Annotated in this window: 19 protein-coding genes; 8 read left to right on the top strand and 11 right to left on the bottom strand. The window is 68.7% G+C overall.

All coding sequences use genetic code 11. The features are described 5' to 3' along the window. Positions 1 to 14: 14 nt before the first annotated feature. A complete protein-coding gene (locus MKK65_RS05245; RefSeq protein WP_058190198.1) occupies positions 15 to 983 on the top strand; it encodes a hypothetical protein in 969 nt (322 codons plus the stop codon). A gap of 242 nt (positions 984 to 1,225) precedes the next feature. Here MKK65_RS05245 and MKK65_RS05240 read toward each other — a convergent pair whose 3' ends face one another. Beyond that, positions 1,226 to 1,648 (bottom strand): hypothetical protein, encoded by a 423-nt coding sequence (locus MKK65_RS05240; RefSeq protein ID WP_058190199.1) that lies wholly within the window; start codon positions 1,646 to 1,648, stop codon positions 1,226 to 1,228. Between the two features lie 136 nt (positions 1,649 to 1,784). Next, positions 1,785 to 2,600, bottom strand: coding sequence for a hypothetical protein (locus tag MKK65_RS05235; RefSeq protein WP_243956042.1), 816 nt, complete (start codon positions 2,598 to 2,600; stop codon positions 1,785 to 1,787). Positions 2,601 to 2,917: 317 nt separating this feature from the next. On the opposite strand from MKK65_RS05235, the gene MKK65_RS05230 reads away from it, so the two are divergent. Both MKK65_RS05230 and MKK65_RS05225 read left to right on the top strand, forming a co-directional pair. Then, positions 2,918 to 3,958 (top strand): aspartate-semialdehyde dehydrogenase, encoded by a 1,041-nt coding sequence (locus MKK65_RS05230; protein WP_243956039.1) that lies wholly within the window; start codon positions 2,918 to 2,920, stop codon positions 3,956 to 3,958. 429 nt (positions 3,959 to 4,387) lie between these two features. Continuing rightward, on the top strand, positions 4,388 to 6,214 hold the full coding sequence (locus MKK65_RS05225; RefSeq protein ID WP_243956033.1) for an alkaline phosphatase family protein: 1,827 nt from the start codon (positions 4,388 to 4,390) through the stop codon (positions 6,212 to 6,214). A gap of 117 nt (positions 6,215 to 6,331) precedes the next feature. On the opposite strand, the gene MKK65_RS05220 is transcribed toward MKK65_RS05225, so the two are convergent. The 3 genes from MKK65_RS05220 to MKK65_RS05210 form a co-directional block, all read right to left on the bottom strand. Then, positions 6,332 to 6,628 (bottom strand): DUF2312 domain-containing protein, encoded by a 297-nt coding sequence (locus tag MKK65_RS05220; protein WP_058190202.1) that lies wholly within the window; start codon positions 6,626 to 6,628, stop codon positions 6,332 to 6,334. Between the two features lie 101 nt (positions 6,629 to 6,729). After that, positions 6,730 to 7,038, bottom strand: a complete 309-nt coding sequence (locus MKK65_RS05215; protein ID WP_243956031.1) for a DUF1244 domain-containing protein — start codon at positions 7,036 to 7,038, stop codon at positions 6,730 to 6,732. A gap of 62 nt (positions 7,039 to 7,100) precedes the next feature. Further along, positions 7,101 to 7,865, bottom strand: a complete 765-nt coding sequence (locus MKK65_RS05210; RefSeq protein WP_243956028.1) for an N-formylglutamate amidohydrolase — start codon at positions 7,863 to 7,865, stop codon at positions 7,101 to 7,103. Between the two features lie 193 nt (positions 7,866 to 8,058). Between MKK65_RS05210 and MKK65_RS05205 the strand changes: the two genes are divergently transcribed. The 3 genes from MKK65_RS05205 to pyk all read left to right on the top strand — a co-directional run bounded on the left by MKK65_RS05205 (position 8,059) and on the right by pyk (position 11,389). Further along, positions 8,059 to 9,378, top strand: a complete 1,320-nt coding sequence (locus tag MKK65_RS05205) for a glycerate kinase (RefSeq protein ID WP_243956026.1) — start codon at positions 8,059 to 8,061, stop codon at positions 9,376 to 9,378. A 46-nt stretch (positions 9,379 to 9,424) separates the two neighbouring features. Next, positions 9,425 to 9,835: a DUF1036 domain-containing protein gene (locus MKK65_RS05200; RefSeq protein WP_243956188.1), complete on the top strand. Its 411-nt coding sequence runs from the start codon at positions 9,425 to 9,427 to the stop codon at positions 9,833 to 9,835. 117 nt (positions 9,836 to 9,952) lie between these two features. Then, positions 9,953 to 11,389, top strand: coding sequence for a pyruvate kinase (gene pyk / locus MKK65_RS05195; RefSeq protein WP_243956024.1), 1,437 nt, complete (start codon positions 9,953 to 9,955; stop codon positions 11,387 to 11,389). 59 nt (positions 11,390 to 11,448) lie between these two features. Here pyk and MKK65_RS05190 read toward each other — a convergent pair whose 3' ends face one another. The 6 genes from MKK65_RS05190 to ubiG form a co-directional block, all read right to left on the bottom strand. Further along, complete coding sequence (locus MKK65_RS05190; RefSeq protein ID WP_243956022.1) at positions 11,449 to 12,459, bottom strand: alpha/beta fold hydrolase; 1,011 nt, start codon at positions 12,457 to 12,459, stop codon at positions 11,449 to 11,451. Continuing rightward, positions 12,456 to 13,058 carry a tetratricopeptide repeat protein gene (locus MKK65_RS05185; RefSeq protein WP_243956020.1) on the bottom strand — a complete coding sequence of 201 codons (603 nt, stop codon included), beginning with the start codon at positions 13,056 to 13,058 and terminating at the stop codon, positions 12,456 to 12,458. The genes MKK65_RS05190 and MKK65_RS05185 overlap by 4 nt, the downstream gene beginning before the upstream one ends. A 130-nt stretch (positions 13,059 to 13,188) precedes the next feature. After that, entirely contained in the window at positions 13,189 to 13,314 is a 126-nt protein-coding gene (gene ykgO, locus MKK65_RS05180) for a type B 50S ribosomal protein L36 (protein WP_003601867.1), read from the bottom strand. A gap of 166 nt (positions 13,315 to 13,480) precedes the next feature. Then, a complete protein-coding gene (locus MKK65_RS05175) occupies positions 13,481 to 14,098 on the bottom strand; it encodes a PAS domain-containing protein (protein WP_058190215.1) in 618 nt (205 codons plus the stop codon). A 140-nt stretch (positions 14,099 to 14,238) separates the two neighbouring features. Then, positions 14,239 to 14,811, bottom strand: a complete 573-nt coding sequence (locus MKK65_RS05170; protein WP_243956018.1) for a YbhB/YbcL family Raf kinase inhibitor-like protein — start codon at positions 14,809 to 14,811, stop codon at positions 14,239 to 14,241. A gap of 46 nt (positions 14,812 to 14,857) precedes the next feature. Beyond that, positions 14,858 to 15,619 carry a bifunctional 2-polyprenyl-6-hydroxyphenol methylase/3-demethylubiquinol 3-O-methyltransferase UbiG gene (ubiG, locus tag MKK65_RS05165; RefSeq protein WP_243956016.1) on the bottom strand — a complete coding sequence of 254 codons (762 nt, stop codon included), beginning with the start codon at positions 15,617 to 15,619 and terminating at the stop codon, positions 14,858 to 14,860. A 263-nt stretch (positions 15,620 to 15,882) separates the two neighbouring features. On the opposite strand from ubiG, the gene MKK65_RS05160 reads away from it, so the two are divergent. Together MKK65_RS05160 and ptsP are read left to right on the top strand one after the other, a co-directional pair. Next, on the top strand, positions 15,883 to 17,118 hold the full coding sequence (locus tag MKK65_RS05160; protein ID WP_243956010.1) for an aspartate kinase: 1,236 nt from the start codon (positions 15,883 to 15,885) through the stop codon (positions 17,116 to 17,118). Between the two features lie 304 nt (positions 17,119 to 17,422). Next, positions 17,423 to 19,684: a phosphoenolpyruvate--protein phosphotransferase gene (gene ptsP / locus MKK65_RS05155; protein WP_243956008.1), complete on the top strand. Its 2,262-nt coding sequence runs from the start codon at positions 17,423 to 17,425 to the stop codon at positions 19,682 to 19,684. The last annotated feature ends 15 nt before the right edge of the window (positions 19,685 to 19,699 follow it).

Below are 19,699 nucleotides of genomic sequence, written 5' to 3'. Positions count from 1 at the left end.
AGAACCGGTTTCCGATGCTGGTGCGTAACCTGACGCTGCGTTTCGGGCGGGTTCTGTCCCTGGCCGTCCTGATGGCCGGGCTCGGATCCGCGGCTCATGCCGCCGATCCGATCTATCCGCCAGGCTCCCGCTTCGGCTTCGAACCGCCCGCCGACATGGCGCTGTCGCGGCGCTTCTCCGGCTTCGAGCGCAAGGAAGGCGGCGCCACCGTGTCGGTGGTCGAGCTGCCGCCGAACGCCTTCGCCGAGATGGTCAGCGGCTTCACCGACGCCAACCTGCTCAGCCAGGGCTTCGCGGTGGAGAAGCGCGAGGAGGTCAAGGTCGGCGACAACGAGGGCATGCTCTACACCGGCGAGCAGCCCGCCGATCCGAACGCCACGGGGCCCGCGATCCGCAAATGGATCCTGGTCGTCGGTACCCCCACCGTGACCGGCCTGATCATCGCCCAGGCCCTCCCGGATGCGGAGACCGAGGAGACGATGCGCAAGCTGGTGACCGGCGTCACCCTGCGCCCACCCCTGACCCTCACGCAGCAGGTCGACGCGCTGCCGTTCCGGATCGGTGACATGGCGGGGTTCCGGCCGGTTCGGGTTCTGGCCGGCAATTCCGTTCTGCTCACCGCAGGGCCGAAGGACCAGATGCAGAATCTGGAGCAGCCGATCCTGGTTCTGGCTCAGGCGGTGCAGCAGCCGCCAGCCGCGGAGCAGCGCGACGGTTTCGCCCGGGCTGCCCTGGCTTCGAACCAGACCATGAAGGATTTCGTGATCGAGCGGGCCCAGAGCTACCGCTCGAACGGCGTCGATTGGCACGAGATCGTAGCCCGGGCCGTCGATATGCCGACCAACGTGCCTGTGGTCGTGTCGCAGACAATTCGGTTTAACGCGGACGGGTACCTTCGCGCCCTTGGGGTGGTGCGCGAGGATCAGCGTGCGGGCGTGCTCGCCAAGTTCCGCGAAGTCGTCGACAGCGTGCAGGTCAAGTAGCGCCGGACGATGAACGTACGGAGCGTGGCGAGCCTTCCAACCGCTCCCTGCACGTCGAGGCGGTGATGCGATGCGGGCGCTTGCAAGGAGACTTTTGAGGATCGGGCGGTTGGCTAGCGGCCTTCTTTCCGAACCTGTTTCGCTCACCTGTCCGGATGAGAAGACAGATGAGCAGCCCGCGAAAAGCAAAAAGCGCAGGCCCTCAGGCCTGCGCTTTCGAAATCCGGAACTGACGCGTCGGCTTAGTAGGGGCGGCCGTACAGCGGCGAGGTCGGATCCAGCCGATCGACGAATGAGAGGTCGACGTTGCGGATCGCCGAAGACCGAGCGCCGATGAACGGTCCATTGGTGATCGGATCCGGCAGGATGCCGCGGCCAAACCGATCGGTCGGACCATAAGGCGGGGTGAGCTGGTTCGAAGCAGCGATCAAGTAAGGGTTGAGCGCCGGGTTACGCGAGCCACCGGCACCCGGAACGTTCGACGTCAGGGGCACGTTGCCGGCGTCGAGCCAGCTGCGCGGACGGACGCGGATCGGGAGCGGACGGCTGACGCTGTAGACGCGACCCGGACCGAAACCATCCTGAGCCTGGGCAGGCGCAGACGCCAGGACGCCGAAGCCGGTGGCGGCGATGACGCCGAGAAGAGCGATCTTAAGCGAGCGCATGGCCAACCTTGTCTGTGAGTGCCATCAATATGGCGATCGAAGCTTAACGGTTCGCCGCCTTTGATAGAACGACGCTTGAGTGGGGCTGTGGTTCCGTGAAATTGGCCGAGCTTTGGCGATTGGCCGTATTCTGGCCTCATTTTTTCGTGTGCGCCTTGCGGCGTCCGAGCGACCCGGTCGGTTCGGTGGCATCCGCCACCGTGGTCACGCTGCATCCGCGCTCTGTACGTTGAGCGGTGAAAGCGGCGGTCGCGCTGGGGTCCGCGGCGTCGTCCAGGGTCAGGGCGTCGATCATGCAGCCCAACGTTCGGGCTTCGGGGGGATGGCTGAGCGGCGCGCAGAGCCAGCCGTCGAGACGGAACGTTGTTTCGCGGCTGACGAAGCCCGTGCAGGTCCGTTGGGCCGGGCCGCCGAGGGTGACCTCCAGGGTCTCGACAGTCCCGAACTTGGTCGCGACACGGCCACCCGGGCCAGTTCGAATGACCGAGAGGGCGGGGCCGTCGGTGGCAGCCCGTCGAGCCAGCAGGATGAACAGACCAGGTGCCGGAGCCGCGTCGTCGCCACGCGTCAGCGTCACCCGCAGCGCGGGTGCCTCCATGATTTCGAAAGCACCGCGTGCCAGCGCATCCTCGCGTAGGCTGCTCGCCGGGTGGATCCGAGCCGCCGCAACCCGGACCGGGTCCAGGCCGGGCTCGGCCAGCCCGAACCGGGCCGGTGCCGCCGCGGTGGGAACTTTGGGTGCCGCCGTCGACGGCACGAAAGGGGTCGCGGCCGCATCGACAGCCACTTGCCGCTGCGCGGCTGGCGGCGTCCGGGCATAGAGACAAAGTCCGGCGATCATCGCCGCGGCGACGACGAGGCGCAGACCGAGGCCGACGAGAGAAAGCTTTCGCGCGCCTTTGGGGATGTGGGATGTGCCCTGCGCCTCGTTGCGCTGATCGTCAATCTGCATGGTGTCCCGTACGGACGGCCCCTTGCCTGGGCCGCCGGCCGATCATCACCGCGTCGGGTTGAGCACCACCCTCCAACCGGCCGTCATGCCCGGCATTCCCGCGACAGGGTGAATCGATCCTTGCGGTCGCCGCTCCGGCCTTGACAGCCTCGCCCCTTCGGCGCCTTGCTCGGGTCGGCTGCCACCCCCACCTGGTGCGGGTTCGCGGCCGCGCCCGTACAGCGGGCGCCCCTTCGGCGCGAACGATTTTTCGGCCGAGTTTGCTGGCATGAGCGCGGCACCCGGATCGGTCGGGGTTTTCCGCGCGGAGACGAGAGATGGGTTACAAGGTCGCCATCGTAGGCGCCACGGGCAACGTGGGCCGTGAGATGCTGGATATCCTGGCCGAGCGGGCTTTCCCCGCCGATGAGGTCGTGGCGCTGGCTTCGCGCCGCAGCCAGGGTCAGGAAGTCTCCTTCGGCGACAAGACGCTCAAGGTCAAAGCGCTCGACACATACGACTTCTCCGACACCGACATCTGCCTGATGTCGGCGGGCGGCGAGACCTCGAAGGAGTGGTCGCCCCGGATCGGCCAGCAGGGCTGCGTGGTGATCGATAACTCGTCGGCGTTCCGTTACGACGCGGACGTGCCGCTGATCGTGCCCGAGGTGAATGCCGACGCGGTGGTGGGCTTCACCAAGCGCAACATCATCGCCAACCCGAATTGCTCGACCGCCCAGCTGGTCGTCGCTCTCAAGCCGCTGCACGAGGCGGCCACGATCAAGCGTGTCGTTGTCTCGACCTACCAATCGGTCTCCGGCGCCGGCAAGGAGGCGATGGACGAGCTGTTCAACCAGACCCGCGCGGTGTTCACCGCCGGCGACATCAAGGAAGACGGCAAGTTCACCAAGCGCATCGCCTTCAACGTCATCCCCCACATCGACGTGTTCATGGAGGATGGCTACACGAAGGAAGAGTGGAAGATGGTCGCCGAGACCAAGAAGATGCTCGACCCGAAGATCAAGCTGACCGCCACCGCGGTCCGCGTGCCGGTCTTCATCGGGCATGCGGAGGCCGTGAACGTCGAGTTCGAGCGCCCGCTCTCGGCGGAACGTGCCACCGAGATCCTGCGCTCGGCGCCGGGCGTGCTGGTGGTCGATAAGCGCGAGAACGGCGGCTACATCACTCCGCACGAGGCAGCGGGCGAGGATGCCACCTACATTTCGCGGATCCGCGAGGACGCGACCATCGAGAACGGCCTGAACTTCTGGTGCGTGTCGGACAACCTCCGCAAGGGCGCCGCTCTGAACACGGTGCAGATCGCCGAGGTGCTGGTCAACCGGAAGCTGCTGACCCGGGCCAAGCCCAAGGCTGCGTAAGACGGCGGCATAAAGATGCGAGACGGCCGCGATCGGAAGATCGCGGCCGCTTTCGTTTTTCACGCTCGCTGATCGAGGCGTGCGGAACAGCGGTTACCGTCATTGCGAACACAGCGAAGCAACCCAGTGCGGCGCGCGACCTCCCGATGTGCCGTTTCCATGGGTTACTCGCTACGCTCGCAGTGACGGCGCGGCTGGAAAGACATGCGAAAATATTTCCGGTGGTCCGATTGTCTGCGAATAAGCAGAGGCCGACCGATCGCCTGTGTGCGGGGCAGTTCTTAAGGTGCTGATCGATCCGACAAGCAGTCCTGCGCTTTGCGACCCGATGCGAACACGCTGGCCCCTTGGCGCCGCTAGGTTGCCTCCTGTCACAGCACTGTGATCTTCGCCGGCCACGCCGCTGCCCGGATCGGTCGGAGATTCGTCATGCGTCGCGTCATCGTTGCCTGCCTCGTCGGATTGTGCGCCTCCAGCGCCGCCCGTGCCGAGACGCGGCCCCACAACGTCATCCTGTTCGTCGCCGATGGCCTCCGGGCCGGGATGGTGAATCCGCAGAACGCGCCGACCATGGACCGGCTGATGAAGACCGGTGTGCGCTTCACCAACACGCACTCCATGTTCCCGACCTTCACCATGCCGAACGCCACAGCCATGGCGACAGGCCACATGCTCGGCGATACCGGCCAGTTCGGGAACACGATCTACACGGCCTTCCCGGTCCCGGGTGCCGGCGACAGCTTGACGCCGTTCCTCGAGAGCGACCCGGTGCTCGGGGACGTCGACGAGCATTTCGCCGGCAACTACCTCAATGAGGAGACGATCCTGAAGGCCGCCCGGGCCAAGGGCTTCTCCACCGCCAGCATCGGCAAGCTCGGGCCGTCCCTGGTCTTCGATCACACCGAACGCTCGGGCCAGTACAACATCCATATCGACGACAGCACCGGCCGGGCGGGCGGGATCCCGCTGGGCGACGCGTTCCGCGCCCGGCTGAAGGAGGTCGGCCTGCCGGACCAGGCGCCGACCCGCGGCGCCAACGGCCAGGCCGGCACCGCCGAGACCGCCGGCACGGTCGCGGCCAATGTCGAGCAGCAGGCCTATTTCGCCACCGTCGCTACCAAGGCCGTGCTGCCGCTGTTCAAGGCCCGGCAGAAGCCGTTCGTGCTGGTGTTCTGGTCGCGCGATCCCGACGGGACGCAACACAACCAGGGTGACAGTCTCGGGCGTCTCGTGCCCGGCATCAACGGGCCGACGAGCCTCGCCGCCATTCGCAACGCCGACGACAATCTCGCTGCCCTTCAGGCCGCCTTGCGCGAGCAGGGCCTAGCCGAGACGACGGACATCGTGCTCACCTCCGATCACGGCTTCTCCACGATCTCGAAGGAGAGCGCCACGAGCTTCGCCGCGTCACAATCCTACAAGGGTGTGCCGGCCAGGCAGCTGCCGCCGGGCTTCCTCGCCATCGATCTTGCGCACGACCTCGGCCTGACCCTGTTCGATCCGGACGCGAAGGGCGCCAAGATCGAGACGGGGGCCTTCCCGAGCCGGGCCAACGGCCTGATCGGCTCCGATCCGGTGAAGCCCGACGTGGTGGTTGCGGCCAATGGCGGCTCGGACCTCGTTTACGTGCCGAACAGCGACAAGGCACTGGCCCGGAAGGTGGTCGAGGCGCTGTCCCGCCAGGATTACGTCAGCGGCCTGTTCGTCAGCGACGCGCTCGGCGCGATCCCCGGCACCCTGCCGCTCTCGTCCATCGCCCTCGACGGGTCGGCCCTGACCCCGATGCCGGCGATCGTGGTCAACTTCCGCAGCTTCTCCACGGGCTGCGCCGATCCCACCATCTGCGGCGTCGAGGTGTCGGACACCACCCTGCAGCAGGGCCAGGGCATGCACGGCAGCTTCGGGCGCGCCGACACCCGCAACGTCATGGGCGCGGTCGGCCCGAGCTTCCGGGGCGGCCTGGAGAGCGACATCCCGGCGAGCAATGCCGATCTTGGCAAGACCATCGCCCGGATCCTCGATCTCGACATTCCCAGCAAGGGCAAACTGGTCGGCCGGGTCCTCACGGAGGCGATGGTCAACGGCGCGCGGCCCACGGCGCAGAAGCATATCCGCCGCTCGGAGCCGGACGCGGCCGGCATCGTGACGGTGCTGAACTACCAGACGGTCGGCGAGACCCGGTATTTCGACGCCGCCGGATATCCAGGCCGGACTCTGGGTCTGGTCGAGGAGGCCCACGCCGCGGGCGGGCACTGACCGCCGACCGAAGCACCCACCCAATAGGCGAAGGGCCGTACCTGGTGAGGTACGGCCCTGTTCGATTCCGATCTGGCTTCGGCCTCCGAACCTCGTGCCGGCTCGGCAGCCTAAGCCCTACGCCATGCCGAGGGCCTGCATGTAGAGCTCGAGGATCGCCTCCTGCTCCTGGCGCTCGCTGTGATCCTGCTTGCGGATCCGGATGATCGTGCGCACCGCCTTCGCGTCGAAGCCGCGGCCCTTCAATTCGGCGAACACCTCCTTGATGTCGCCCATGATGCCGGCCTTCTCCTCCTCGAGGCGCTCCAGGCGCTCGATGAACTGCTTCAGCTCGTCGGCGGCCACGCCTTCGGAAGACGAGACGTCGCCCCCGGGCCGCTGGGCCGCAGCAGTGGGCATCGAATGGGCGTTCATGGGGCTCTCCGGGATGCGCGGCGCGGTTGCGCCCTGGATCGTTGGTTAAGGGTCCGAACTTACCGGAAGCTTAGCCGATTCTCGCCCGCCGGGTCGCCGCCTCAGTGATCCTTGCCTTGCGCCGCGGCGAATCCCGCCTGCTGCTCCGGGCTCGCCTCGCTCTGATGCTTCGCCTTCCACGCGCTGTAGGGCATCCCGTAGACGGCCTCACGGCTCTCGTCCTTGGTGAGCGGCACGCCGGTCTCGTCGGCGGCATCCTTAAGCCAGTTCGACAGGCAGTTCCGGCAGAAGCCCGCCAGGTTCATCAGGTCGATATTCTGCACGTCGGTGCGGTCGCGCAGATGCGACACGAGCCGGCGAAACACCGCGGCTTCGAGTTCGGTCTGGGTCCGCGGGTCGATCTCGGGCATCGTCGGAATCGCTTTTCGGTTGAGGTCAGGCCGCCCGGATCTTGGGATTGGACGCGTGCCGATCAAGCCGCGATCAGCGGGCGCAGGATTCGGGCGAAGCGCTCGGCCCATTCCTCCTGGCCGGCCTCGCCGGCGATGAGGTCCTGGCGGATCTCAACCAGGGCGTTGGGCAGGCCGCGGGCGGTGGCGTGGCGGTCGATCGTGTCACCCGGCAGGCCGCCACCATAGGGCTGGTTGTCGCCGACCGTGAGCCCGGCCGGATCGGCCTCCAGGGATTCGATCAACGGGCGGGCAAAGCGCGCATCCCGATCGTACAGGATGCCGACCTGCCAGGGCCGGGCGATGCCGCGCCAATAGGGTGTGAAGCTGTGCATGGTCAGGATCGCCGGGGGGCGGCCGGCGGCCTGGGCGGCCGCGACCGCTTCGTCGATCGCGGCGTCGAACGGCACGTAGAAGCGCGCGATCCGGGCCTGCTTGCCGGCCTCGTCGATCCGGGCGTTGCCGGGCACCACGGCGCCGTCGGAGAGGCGCATCACCAGGGTCGGATCGGACCGGCCACGGTTCGGGTCGATGATCAGGCGGGAGAAATTCGTCAGGATCGCCGGCACGTTCAGCCGGGCCGCGAGCCCGCGGGTCACCGCCGCGGCGCCGATATCGTAGGCGATGTGCCGGCGGAACTCGGCCTCCGGCACGCCGAGTTCGATGTCGGGGGGCACGAAATTCGAGGCGTGGTCGCAGGCGAGGACGAGGCCGCAGGCCGGATCACCCGGGATGATCTCGCACGGGTGCGGGGCCGGGGCGCGCGCTTCTGTCTCCGAACGGGTCACGGGGCTCCGAGGGTTGGATCTGTGGGACGGCGCCGATCGCGCTTGCCGTAGGGCGGCCGCTCGGGCAGATCATCGGGTGAGGCCAGATGCCTACCAAACAACGTGCGCTCACGGCAAGAAACGGGCCCGCCGCCCACAACGCATGGGCGGGGATCGCACGCAAGAAACTGTAGTGAGGAGCCCGTCCGACGCCATGCCCGAGACCGTCCCGCCCATCGCCGATCCCGCCATCCTGCACCAGCGCGCGCTCCTAGAGACCCTGCTGAATGCCGGCATCCGCGCCGCCCATCCGGACCTGTGTCTGCCCGCGCACCTGCCGGCGCCGAGCCCGGGGCGCCTGATCATCCTGGCGGCCGGCAAGGCGGCGGGCAGCATGAGCGCGGTGGCGAGCCGGTTCTACCGGCAGCAGCACGGGCTCGGCGACGACCGGATCGTCGGCCTTGCGGTGGCGCGCCATGGCTACGGCCAGGACGCGCCAGGTATCCACATGGTCGAGGCGGGCCATCCGGTCCCCGATGAGGCCGGCATCGCCGCCACCCAGGAGGCCCTGCGGCTCGCCACCGAGGCCGGCCCGGACGACGAGGTGCTGGTGCTCCTGTCTGGCGGCGGCTCGGCCAATTGGATCGCCCCGGCCGGGGACCTGACGCTTGCCGAGAAGCAGGCGATCACCCGGGCGATGCTGCGCTCCGGCGCGCCGATCGGCGAGATCAACACCGTTCGCAAGCACATCTCGCGGATCAAGGGCGGCCGGCTCGCGGTTGCGGCGCGCAACGCCCGGCGGATCCTGACGCTCGCCATCTCCGACGTGCCCTTCGACGATCCGGCGGTGATCGCCTCTGGCCCGACCGTGCCGGATCCCTCGACCCTGGCGGATGCCCGCGCGATCTGCGAGCGCCGGAACATCCCGCTGCCGGAGACGGCGATCCGTCTGCTGAACGACCCGAACAACGAGACCCCGAAGGCCGGCGATCCCGCCTTCGCCCGGGCCGAGTACCGGATCATCGCCCGGCCGATCGACGCCTTGGAGGCTGCGGCCGCGGCGGCCCGGGAGGCGGGCTACGAGCCGATCATGCTGGGCGCCGACCTCGAAGGCGAGGCACGGGAGGTCGCCGCCGTGCATGCCAGCGAAGCCAAGCGCTACAAAGCCGCTGGCCAGCGCGTCGCACTGATCTCGGGAGGCGAGCTCACCGTGACGATCCGGGGCGAGGGCCATGGCGGCCCGAACCAGGAATACGCCCTGGCGCTTGCCGTGGCGCTCGACGGCGAGCCCGGCATCTTCGGGATCAGCGCCGACACCGACGGCACCGATGGCGGGCGCGGCCTCGCCACCGACCCGGCCGGCGGCCTGGTCGACCCGACCACCCTGGAACGCGCCCGCGCCGCCGGCCTCGACCCCGCCGCGATGCTGGCGCAGAACGACTCGACCGCGTTCTTCGCGGCCCTCGGCGACCTCGTGAACCCCGGTCCGACCCGTACCAATGTCAACGATTGCCGTATCATCCTCGTCGGGTAGTTTTTTTGGGAGCGGAGCCGCGGCTCCGCTCGCGCTGTCGGTGGCCCTGGGGATCGGTGTCGCACTGCTCGGCGCAGGCACCGCCAAGGCCGACCTGCGCCTGTGCAACCAGACTGCCAGCAAAGTCGGTATCTCGCTGGGCTACCGGGACCCGCAGGGCTGGGTCACGGAGGGCTGGTGGGATCTGGCCCCGAAGGCCTGCGAGACCCTGCTCAAGGGCGCGCTCGCGGCGCGGTTCTATTACGTCTTCGCGGTCGACTACACGCGCGGCGGCGAGTGGAGCGGGCGCTCGCTGATGTGCACCCGCGATTCCGAGTTCACGATCCGCGGCGTCGAGGATTGCCTCGCCCGCGGTTACGACAGGAACGGCTTCTTCGAGGTCGATACCGGCGAGCAGAAGAGCTGGACCATCCAGCTCACCGACCCCAACCGGGCGGACGCGCCGGCCAAGCCGTGACGGTGCCGGGGCGCCCTTGACGCTGCCCCGTGCCGGATGCCTACACCCGCACCCAACAAACCGACGCCGCCGAGGACGAACTCGCGCGGACGCGGCGGAACACCCGGAGGATCACGCTTGAAACGTTCGCGCCGCACCAAGATCGTCGCCACCCTCGGGCCGGCCTCGGATTCGCCGGAGATGATCGAACGCCTGTTCCGGGCGGGCGTGGACGTGTTCCGGCTCAACATGAGCCATCTCCCCCGCGAAAAACTGCCCGAGAAGGTCGAGGTGATCCGGGCGATCGAGCGCGAGGCCAAGCACCCGATCGGCATCCTGGTCGACCTGCAGGGGCCGAAGCTCCGGCTCGGTACCTTCGCGGAAGGCGCCGTGATGATCGAGACCGGCGCGACCTTCGTGCTCGACGGCGACCCGACCCCCGGCGATGCCCACCGCTGCCACCTGCCGCATCCGGAGATCCTGGAGGCCCTCGAAGCCGGCCACGCGATCCTGCTGGACGACGGCAAGCTGCGGCTGACCGTTCTCGAAACCTCGGAGAACCGGGCGGTCACCCGCGTCGAGGTCGGCGGAAAGATCTCGAACCGCAAGGGCGTGTCGCTGCCCCATACGGTGATCCCGGTGCCGGCGATGACCGAGAAGGACCGGGCCGACCTCGATGCCGGCCTGAATGCCGGGGCCGACTGGATTGCCGTCTCCTTCGTGCAGCGTCCCGAGGATGTGGCCGAGGTCAAGAAGGTCTGCGCCGGCCGCGCCCTGGTCATGGCCAAGATCGAGAAGCCGCAAGCCCTGACCCGCCTCGACGAGATCATCGAGATCTCGGACGGCCTGATGGTCGCCCGCGGCGATCTCGGCGTGGAGATGCCGCTGGAGCAGGTGCCCGGCGTGCAGAAGCGGATCACCCGCAGCGCGCGCCGGTTCGGCAAGCCCGTGGTGGTCGCGACCCAGATGCTCGAATCGATGATCACGGCGCCGGTCCCGACCCGCGCCGAGGTCTCGGACGTGGCGACCGCGGTCTACGAGGGCGCGGATGCGGTGATGCTCTCGGCCGAGAGCGCTTCGGGCGCCTTCCCGGTCGGGGCTGTGGAAACGATGAACCGCATCGCCGAGCAGGTGGAGCGCGACGCGGTCTACTGGTCGATCATCCGGGCGCAGAGCGCGACCCCGGACGAGACCGCCGCCGACGCCATCGCGGCGGCCGCCCACCAGATGGTCGACGCCCTGAACCTCGACGCGATCATGGCCTGGACCAACTCGGGCTCGACCGCCCTGCGCCTGTCGCGCGAGCGCCCGAACGCCACGGTGATCGCCCTGACGCCCCGGCGCGAGACCGCCCGCCGCCTGGCGCTCGCCTGGGGGACGCACCCGATCGTGACCAAGGATGCCAGCGACGTGGACGACATGTCGTTCCGCGCCGCCAAATTCGCCGTGCGCGAGAAATTCGCCGCGGTGGGCGACCGGGTGATCGTTGTGGCCGGCCTGCCCTTCGGGACGCCGGGGGCGACGAACCTCGTGCGGCTGACCTTCATCACCCGGGAGCACGCCGAGAAGGCGTGAGGTCTGGCGGTTTGCATCGTCGTGGTCCGAAAGCCGGAACTCACCGTTCGGATGAAGGACTAATCCTTGAGGAGCGGCGCCGCCTCGCGCCGCTCACCAGCGAACCGGGCGATCTCCTCGGTCAGGCGCTCGGCCGCCACGAAATGGAGCATGTGACCGATCCCGGGCAGCAGAACGAGCCGCGCGCCGGGAATCGCCTTGACCAGCGGGATCGCCTGGGTCTCGCTGCGGACGATCGGATCGGCCTCGCCGGAAATCACCAGGGTAGGGACGCGGAGATCGCCGTAGCGCGGGCTCTGCGCTGCCAGGGCGGCCGGTAGCCCGACGAGATCCTGCACATTGGCGAGGAGGGTTCCGGGCCGCAGCACGAGAGCGGCGCGGACCGCCTCCGCGTAACCCGGAGTCGCCTGCTGAGGCAGGAAGACCCGCTTCGCCGTTTCCGGCAAATAATATTGGGCGAGCGGCGGACCGATGGTGCGGCTCAGCAGCCAAGCCACGGGTGGTTTCAGCGCCAGACGCCAGTACCAGGGCAGCACCAGCATCCGCGCCGGCATCGGCATGGTGACGGGGGCCGCGAGGACCAGCCCCGACACCCGCTCAGGATGATCGAGAGCCAGAGCCAGGGCTAGCGCTCCGGCCCAGGAATGGCCGAACACCACTGCCGGACCGACACCCAGCGTCTCCAGCGCTTCCGCGACGATCCGCGCCTGAACGGCCGGCGCGGCGGCTGAACGTCCGTCGATGCGGTCGCTCCAGCCGAATCCCGGCCGATCGAAGGCGATGACGCGAAAGCTCTTCTCGGCCAAGCGGCGCCCGAAGCCCTCCATCGGATCGGAGGCGTTGGCCGAGGCTCCATGCAGCAGGATCACCGGGGGACCGTCGGCCGGCCCGGCCTGGATCGTCGCCAGGTGCCCGCCAGCGACATCGACGAAAGGACCGGCCGGCGGATTCTCGGCACCGACCCGCAGTGTGATGATGAGGCTCGCCACCGCGCCGAGCGCCAGAACCAGACCCAGGATCGCGACCGGGAGAGCGAGAAGTGTGAGGAGGAGGCCGGCCACGCGGCTCACAGGTCGCGGCCGTCGACCTCAGGCGCCAGGCGGTCGACCGCCTCGCCGATCTTCTCCATCGTCGGATAGAGCGCCTTGGCCCGGCGGAAGGCCGCCAGCGCCCGGGCCTTGTCGTCCAGGGATTCGTAGATCCGCCCCATGGCGGCCCAAGCCTCGAAATGGCGCGGCTCCAGAACCAGGGCGCGTCGCAGATCGGCGATGGCGTCGTCCTTGTCGGTCAGGAGCCAGAACACCGTGGCGCGCCGGTTCCAGCCTTCGGGCCAGCTCGGCTCCAGGGCGGTGACACGATCCATCAGTTCGGCGGCCAGGGGGAAGTCGTGGGCCGCGATGGCCTGCCGGGCGCGGTCGGTGAGCAGGTCCGCGGTCGGACTGCCGGAGGTGTCGAGGCGGCGCTCGATCAGCTTAGCGATGCCCTTCGCCTCGGCCGGATCGTCGCTGGCGCGCAGGCGCGCGAACAGGTCGTCGAGGCTCACGGGCTTCGGTGCCGGCTTCGCCTCGGGCGCCGGACGGCCGGACCGGCCCGCATCCGGAGCTGCCGCGGCGGCCGACACGAGGACCGGGAGGCAGATCAAGGCGGCGAAAAGGCGGGTCTGCATCATCGCGCCAGAGTGTGCGTGGGTGCGGGCCTCGTCAACGTGCCGCGGTGCCGCGCACGCGAAAGCAGCCGCGACCCGGACGGGTGCGGCTGCTTTCGTAGTGTCGAGCTCAGCCGAAGCTGAGCCGCAGATGTCAGCCCTGGCGGGCCTTGAAGCGCTTCTGGGTCTTGTTGATCACGTAGACCCGGCCCTTGCGGCGCACGAGCTGGTTGTCGCGGTGACGGCCGCGCAGGGACTTGAGGGAGTTACGGATCTTCATCGGTTTCTCGAGCCCAGATGGGGCCGTCCATTCAAGGGGGATCGGGAACGTGGTCACGAGGCGGGACGCGAAGGTCGCGTCCAGCCATCACGGCACACGCATCGCGGGATGGCGCCGCCATATCAGGATTCGCCACCGCAAGGCAAGGCGTCGCAGGCGCGATGCCTCAATGCACGCTGTCGACATGCGGCACCGCCGCAGTGACGACGAGTTGCCGCCCGATCTCGTGCAGCAGCGCGTCCATCAGCGGCTTCAAGCGCTCGAAGTCGACGCCCGACAGGCCTTCGGCCGTCGTGAACAGCGCCAGCGCCAGTTCGGCCACCCGGTCGATCCCACCCTTCTGGCCGTCGATCGCGCAGAAGGTGGCCTCGTCGATGTAACCGTCCCGGCTGCTCTCGGTCACGTCGATGATGATGCCGCGGGCCTCGCTGACGGTCCCGTCCGGGCCGATGACGAAGCGGCCCCGCGCCAGCACCCAGCGCACGTCGTCCGGCGCCAGCACAGTGCGGTACTGGGCGACGTAGAGGCCGCCGTTGCGCTGGAGGTTTCTCACGATCGACCCGATACGCGGCTGGTCGTCCGGATGGATCCGCGCGAAGAACAGCGCGTAGCTCGTGTCATGCCCTGTCGCCGTTCGCGGGATGCCGAGCATCGTCGCGGCGACGGAGTCGCAACGCACGACATCGTCGGCGATTCGCCACTCCCAGGTCCCGACATTCGTGGCGGCGAGCGCCCGGGCAACGATTTGCGTGTCCTGCCGCTTCTGCTGCGCGCTGACGCCCACAGATCCTGCCTCCGAAACTGAATGATGTCATCGTCCGCAGAGGCGGTATCTGGTCGACACGTTACCGCGAAGCGCGATCGCGCACAACGCAAACGGCTTCCGGCCCCGGTTCCATCCCCATGGGCCGAAAGGCTTTTCGCTCAGGCCCGTGCGTAGGTGCCGATGAGCTTACCCTTGCCGATCACAGTTCCACGCATGGCGTCGAGAAGGGCGCCGCGGCCGGGATCCTCGGGCAGATCGAGGACGCGCCCCAGCGCGTAGAGCTGGAAAAGATAAGCGTGGCAGCCGTGGCCGCTCGGCGGATCGGGCGGGAGCCATTCGGACTTGAGGAAGCTGTTCTTGCCGAGGCTTGTCCCGTCCGCCGACCGGCCAGGCCCCGGCAGCGTTCCTTCTGCGAGGCCGACAGTGGCGGGCTGCAGATGCCAGACGATGAGATGAACGAGCGGCTGCGGCGTCGGGCTGCCGGCATCCTCGACCAGCAGGACCAGGGCAGCGGTCCCGGCTGGCAGATCGCTCCAGGCGAGGGGCGGGGAGGTCCCTGGCCCGTCCGCGGTGAAGCGGGCGGGGATCTCCGTCCCGTCCGCGAAGGCCGGACTCGTCAAGGTCACTGTCTCCGGGATGTCGGCGAACGCCGCGTGATAGGCGGTCTTCTCCATCCCGGCCTTGAGGCCGGACAGGGCCTCGCCGATCGCACTTGGAATCTTCTCGAGCATGCTCTGGGTCTCCGCTGCGGTCTCAACCGCGAACGGCGGTTCCGGTTCAGCCCCTGCGCTCGGCCGCGACCATGTAGTTCACGGCCTTGTCACGGCCGGTGCGCCAGCCATCCGTCAGAGGATTGTAGGCGACGCCGATCGTATCGGTGACGTCGAGGCCGCCCGCCCGGATCGCACGGGCGAACTCCTCCGGCGTTACGAACTTTGCCCAATCGTGGGTGCCCCGCGGCAGCCAGCCGAGCACGTACTCGGCGCCGACGATGGCCAGCGCGAAGGAGCGCATCGTCCGGTTCAGGGTCGCCCCGAACAGCATGCCGCCGGGCTTCACGGCCGCGCAGGCGGTGCGAACGAAGGCCGGCATGTCCGAGACGTGCTCGACCACCTCCATGATCAGCACGGCGTCGAAGCTCTGGCCCGCGGCGACAATGGCCTCGATGGTCTCGCCGCGGTAATCGACCGGTACGCCCGCCGCCTCGGCATGGGCGCGGGCCACCGCGATGTTCTGCTCCGCCGGATCGAGGCCGGTGACCTTGGCGCCGAGCCGGGCCAGGGGTTCCGAAAGCACGCCCCCGCCACAGCCGACATCGCAGATGGTCAGCCCATCCAGCGGAAACGGCGCCTGTGGATCCCGGCCGAAGCGCCGGCACAGCGCCGTGCGGATATAGGCCAGCCGGACCGGGTTGAACCGGTGCAGCACCCGCATCGGCCCGGCCTCGTCCCACCAAGTGGCGGCAAGCGCGTCGAACCGCGCGACCTCGCCGCGATCGACGAAGCCGTCCGACCCGGGATTCGTGGCTGTCCTATCCATGCGCGTTCCGTCCAGACGATCCACCATCCCTGTCCGTTCATGGCCCGGAACCGCAGCGCTCGCTGAGCGATCGCGATTGAGGGCCGGCAGGTCAGGTCCTGCGCCGCCCATAGCACGGCTCTCCCGAGGCCGTCGCCGCGGCGCCGGAGCCATGTCCGGTCGGTTGTTGACACCTTACCGAGCCGCTTGTACCCGCCGGGCACTGTCCGGGACCCGCCAGGGCGGTCCCTCTCCCAGGCGCCGGGAACCCGCGAAGAACGATCATGCCCCGTCTGGTGATGAAATTCGGCGGCACCTCCGTCGCCACCGTCGACCGCATTCGCAACGTGGCCCGCCACGTCGCCCGTGAGGTGGCGGCCGGCTACGAGGTGGCCGTGATCGTGTCGGCGATGTCCGGCAAGACCAATGAGCTGGTCGACTGGGTCAAGGACGCCAACCCGCTCTACGACCCGCGGGAATACGACGCCGTCGTGGCCTCTGGGGAGCTGGTCACTGCCGGCCTGTTGGCGGTCGCCCTGCAGAAGGACGGCATCAAGGCCCGCTCCTGGCAGGGCTGGCAGGTTCCCGTTTTGACCTCGGACGCGCATGGCTCCGCCCGTATCGCCGAGATCGACCCGAAGAATCTCGAGGCCGGCTTCGCCAAGGGCGAGGTCGCGGTGATCGCCGGCTTCCAGGGCATCCATCCGGAGTCCGGCCGCGTGACGACCCTCGGGCGTGGCGGCTCGGATACCTCGGCGGTGGCCGTGGCGGCCGCCATCCAGGCCGAGCGCTGCGACATCTATACGGACGTGGACGGGGTCTACACCACCGATCCGCGGATCGTGCCGAAGGCCCGGCGCATGGAGCGCGTGACCTTCGAGGAAATGCTGGAGATGGCGTCGCTCGGCGCCAAGGTCCTGCAGGTCCGCTCGGTGGAACTCGCCATGGTCCACCGGGTGCCGACAACGGTCCGGTCCTCCTTCGATCCGCCGGACGCCGCGCGCCCTGGCACCCTCATCTGCGACGAGGACGACATCGTGGAACAGCAGATCATCACCGGGATCGCGTTCTCCCGGGACGAGGCGCAAATCACCCTGCGCCGGGTGAAGGACAGCCCGGGCGTCGCCGCCGCCATCTTCGGGCCGCTGGCGGACGCCAACATCAACGTCGACATGATCATCCAGACTGTGTCGGGCGACCAGTCGACCACCGACATGACCTTCACGGTGCCGGCCGCCGAATACGAGCGCACCCGGGCGATTCTCGATCAGGCCAGCCCGCAGATCGGCTACGCGCAGATCGAGGGTGCCACCGATGTGGTGAAGGTCTCGGCGATCGGCGTCGGCATGCGCAGCCATGCTGGCGTTGCCGCCAAGGCGTTCCGGGCGCTGGCCGAGAAGGGCATCAACATCCGCGCAATCACCACTTCGGAGATCAAGTTCTCCGTGCTCATCGACGCGGCTTATACGGAGCTTGCCGTGCGCACGCTCCACTCGCTATACGGCCTGGATCAGGCCTGAGCCTGCACGGGCTCAGTTTAGAGCGTTTCCGCACCGAATGGATGCCGGTTCGGCGGGCGGAGGCGATCTGAAACTAGGCTTGGACGAGAGATCGAAATCGTGTTCGATCGCGGGGCGATCGGGTGGGGTTTCGAAAGTGGATCGGGTGTCTTGAGCTAGAACAGTCACGGGCCGGTCCGCCGATCCCAGAGGTGCTCTGGAGGAATGCGGCGCGGTCCATCGGGCGCCCGCCGTTTCGATGGTGGCGCCAAGGTTGCAGGGTGGTCGACGCCAAGGCCACTCGCCACGTTGGAACGACGAACCGATGCCCGCTGCGCCCGGAGGCCCGCGCCTGCTGCTGCGCCGCCTCCGCGAAGCGATGGCGGAGCCGGTCAGTCCCCAGGCACGCCTGGACCGCATCGTCGTCCTGATCGCCGCCAACGTGGTGGCCGAAGTCTGCTCGGTCTACGTCCTGCGCGACGACAACACACTCGAACTGTTCGCGACGGAAGGTCTGAACCGCGAGGCGGTGCATCTGACGCGGATGCATGCCGACGAGGGCCTCGTCGGCCTGATCACACGCACCGCCGAGCCGCTCTCCCTCTCCGACGCGCAGAACCACCCGGCGTTCTCGTACCGACCGGAGACCGGTGAAGAGGCCTATCACGCCTTTCTGGGCGTGCCGCTGCTGCGGGCCGGCAACACGCTCGGCGTGCTGACCGTCCAGAACAAGACCTATCGGGTCTATTCCGAGGAGGAGATCGAGGCGCTCCAGACCACCGCGATGGTGCTCTCGGAGATGATCGCCTCGGGCGAGCTGGAGGGCCTGGCGCCGGATGCCGGCACCGCCGCCCGCCGCCCGGTGGTCGCCCGGGGCATCGCCCTGGCGGACGGGATCGGGCTGGGCCACGTGGTGCTGCACGAGCCCCGCGTCGTCGTGAAGACGCTGATTGCCGAGAATGTCGAGCGCGAGGTGGCGCGGCTCGACGCGGCGATCGAGGAGGTCCGCTCGGCCATCGACGCGCTGGTCGAGCGTGGCGACCGGATCGGCACCGCCGAATCGCGCGAGGTGCTGGAGACCGTCCGGATGTTCGCCCACGACAAGGGCTGGCTCCGGCGGATGCGCGAGGCGGTGGCCTCGGGCCTGACCGCAGAGGCTGCGGTGGAGCGGGTGCAGTCGGACAACCGCGCCCGGATGATGCGCCAGTCGGACCCGTACCTGCGCGAGCGCCTGCACGATCTCGACGACCTCGCCAACCGGCTGCTGCGCACCTTGACCGGCCCCGAGGCGGGCGGCACCGTCGTCCTGCCCGAGAACGCCATCCTGGTGGCCCGCACCATGGGGCCCGCGGCGCTGCTCGACTACGATTCCTCGACGTTGCGCGGCATCGTTTTGGAGGAGGGCGGGCCCACCAGCCACGTGGCAATCGTGGCGCGAGCCCTCGGCATCCCTGCCGTGGGCGAGGTCGAGAACGCCTCGGCCCTGTGCGACGCCGGCGATGCGATCATCGTCGATGGCGTGGCCGGCGAGATCCACGTCCGGCCGGGCCCCGAGGTCGAGGCCGCCTATGCCGAGATGGTGCGCCTGCGCGCCCGCCGGCAGGAGCAGTACCGGGCGCTCCGCGACGTCCCGGCTCAGACCCGGGATGGCGTGCGGGTCGGCCTGAATCTCAACGCCGGCCTGCTGGTGGATTTCAGCCACCTGCACGAGACCGGCGCCGAGGGTGTCGGCCTGTTCCGGACCGAATTGCAGTTCATGGTCGCCCAGCGCATGCCGTCGGCGGCGGAGCAGCAGGAGCTCTACCGCAAGGTGTTCGCGGCCTCGGCCGGCAAGCCGGTGACGGTGCGGACCCTCGATATCGGCGGCGACAAGATCCTGCCCTACATGGCCAAGCTCGAGGAGGAGAACCCAGCGCTTGGCTGGCGGGCGATCCGCATCGGTCTCGACCGGCCGGCATTGTTGCGGATGCAGCTCCGCGCGCTGTTGAAGGCCGCCGACGGCGACCCGCTCAAGATCATGTTCCCGATGGTCGCGACCGTGGACGAGTTCGTCCGCGCCCGGGGCATCGTCGAGCGCGAGAAGGCCTATCTGCGCCGCCACGGCTACCAGCTGCCGACCGAATGCCGCCTCGGCGCGATGGTCGAGGTGCCCTCGCTGCTGTTCCAGATCGACGAGATCGCCAAGGAAGCCGACTTCCTCTCGGTCGGCTCGAACGACCTGATGCAGTTCCTGTTCGCTGTCGACCGGGAGAACCGCCGGGTCGCCGACCGGTTCGATCCGCTCTGCGTCGCGGCCCTGCGGGCATTCCGGCTGATCGCAGAGCGGGCTAACGCCGCCGGCTGCCCGGTGACGGTCTGCGGCGAGATCGGCGGCCGCCCGCTCGATGCGATGGCGCTGATCGGGCTGGGCTACCGCAGCCTGTCGATGTCGCCGGCCGCCATCGGCCCGGTCAAGGCGATGGTGCTGAGCCTCGATGCCGGCGCCATCACCGAGCTAATCGACACCGAGATGGCCCGGATGCACGACGGCGATTCCCTGCGTCCGGCCCTCACCGCCTTCGCGCATGCCAACGGCGTACCTATCTAACCCGTTATGCGACCC

Source organism: Methylobacterium sp. J-001 (genome assembly GCF_022829565.1).
Classification (GTDB): domain Bacteria; phylum Pseudomonadota; class Alphaproteobacteria; order Rhizobiales; family Beijerinckiaceae; genus Methylobacterium.
The sequence above is the reverse complement of the archived record's forward strand: the minus strand, read 5'-3'. Positions and strand labels throughout refer to the sequence as shown.

Bases quoted from the DNA above. Each gene is read 5' to 3' on its own strand.
- MKK65_RS05225 (WP_243956033.1), top strand. From the start codon at position 4,388: ATGCGTCGCGTCATCGTTGCCTGCCTCGTCGGATTGTGCGCCTCCAGC.
- MKK65_RS05185 (WP_243956020.1), bottom strand. From the start codon at position 13,058: ATGATGCAGACCCGCCTTTTCGCCGCCTTGATCTGCCTCCCGGTCCTC.
- ykgO (WP_003601867.1), bottom strand. From the start codon at position 13,314: ATGAAGATCCGTAACTCCCTCAAGTCCCTGCGCGGCCGTCACCGCGAC.
- MKK65_RS05230 (WP_243956039.1), top strand. From the start codon at position 2,918: ATGGGTTACAAGGTCGCCATCGTAGGCGCCACGGGCAACGTGGGCCGT.
- MKK65_RS05160 (WP_243956010.1), top strand. From the start codon at position 15,883: ATGCCCCGTCTGGTGATGAAATTCGGCGGCACCTCCGTCGCCACCGTC.
- MKK65_RS05215 (WP_243956031.1), bottom strand. From the start codon at position 7,038: ATGCCCGAGATCGACCCGCGGACCCAGACCGAACTCGAAGCCGCGGTG.
- MKK65_RS05240 (WP_058190199.1), bottom strand. From the start codon at position 1,648: ATGCGCTCGCTTAAGATCGCTCTTCTCGGCGTCATCGCCGCCACCGGC.
- MKK65_RS05220 (WP_058190202.1), bottom strand. From the start codon at position 6,628: ATGAACGCCCATTCGATGCCCACTGCTGCGGCCCAGCGGCCCGGGGGC.
- MKK65_RS05170 (WP_243956018.1), bottom strand. From the start codon at position 14,811: ATGCTCGAGAAGATTCCAAGTGCGATCGGCGAGGCCCTGTCCGGCCTC.
- MKK65_RS05235 (WP_243956042.1), bottom strand. From the start codon at position 2,600: ATGCAGATTGACGATCAGCGCAACGAGGCGCAGGGCACATCCCACATC.
- ptsP (WP_243956008.1), top strand. From the start codon at position 17,423: ATGCCCGCTGCGCCCGGAGGCCCGCGCCTGCTGCTGCGCCGCCTCCGC.
- MKK65_RS05205 (WP_243956026.1), top strand. From the start codon at position 8,059: ATGCCCGAGACCGTCCCGCCCATCGCCGATCCCGCCATCCTGCACCAG.
- MKK65_RS05245 (WP_058190198.1), top strand. From the start codon at position 15: ATGCTGGTGCGTAACCTGACGCTGCGTTTCGGGCGGGTTCTGTCCCTG.
- ubiG (WP_243956016.1), bottom strand. From the start codon at position 15,619: ATGGATAGGACAGCCACGAATCCCGGGTCGGACGGCTTCGTCGATCGC.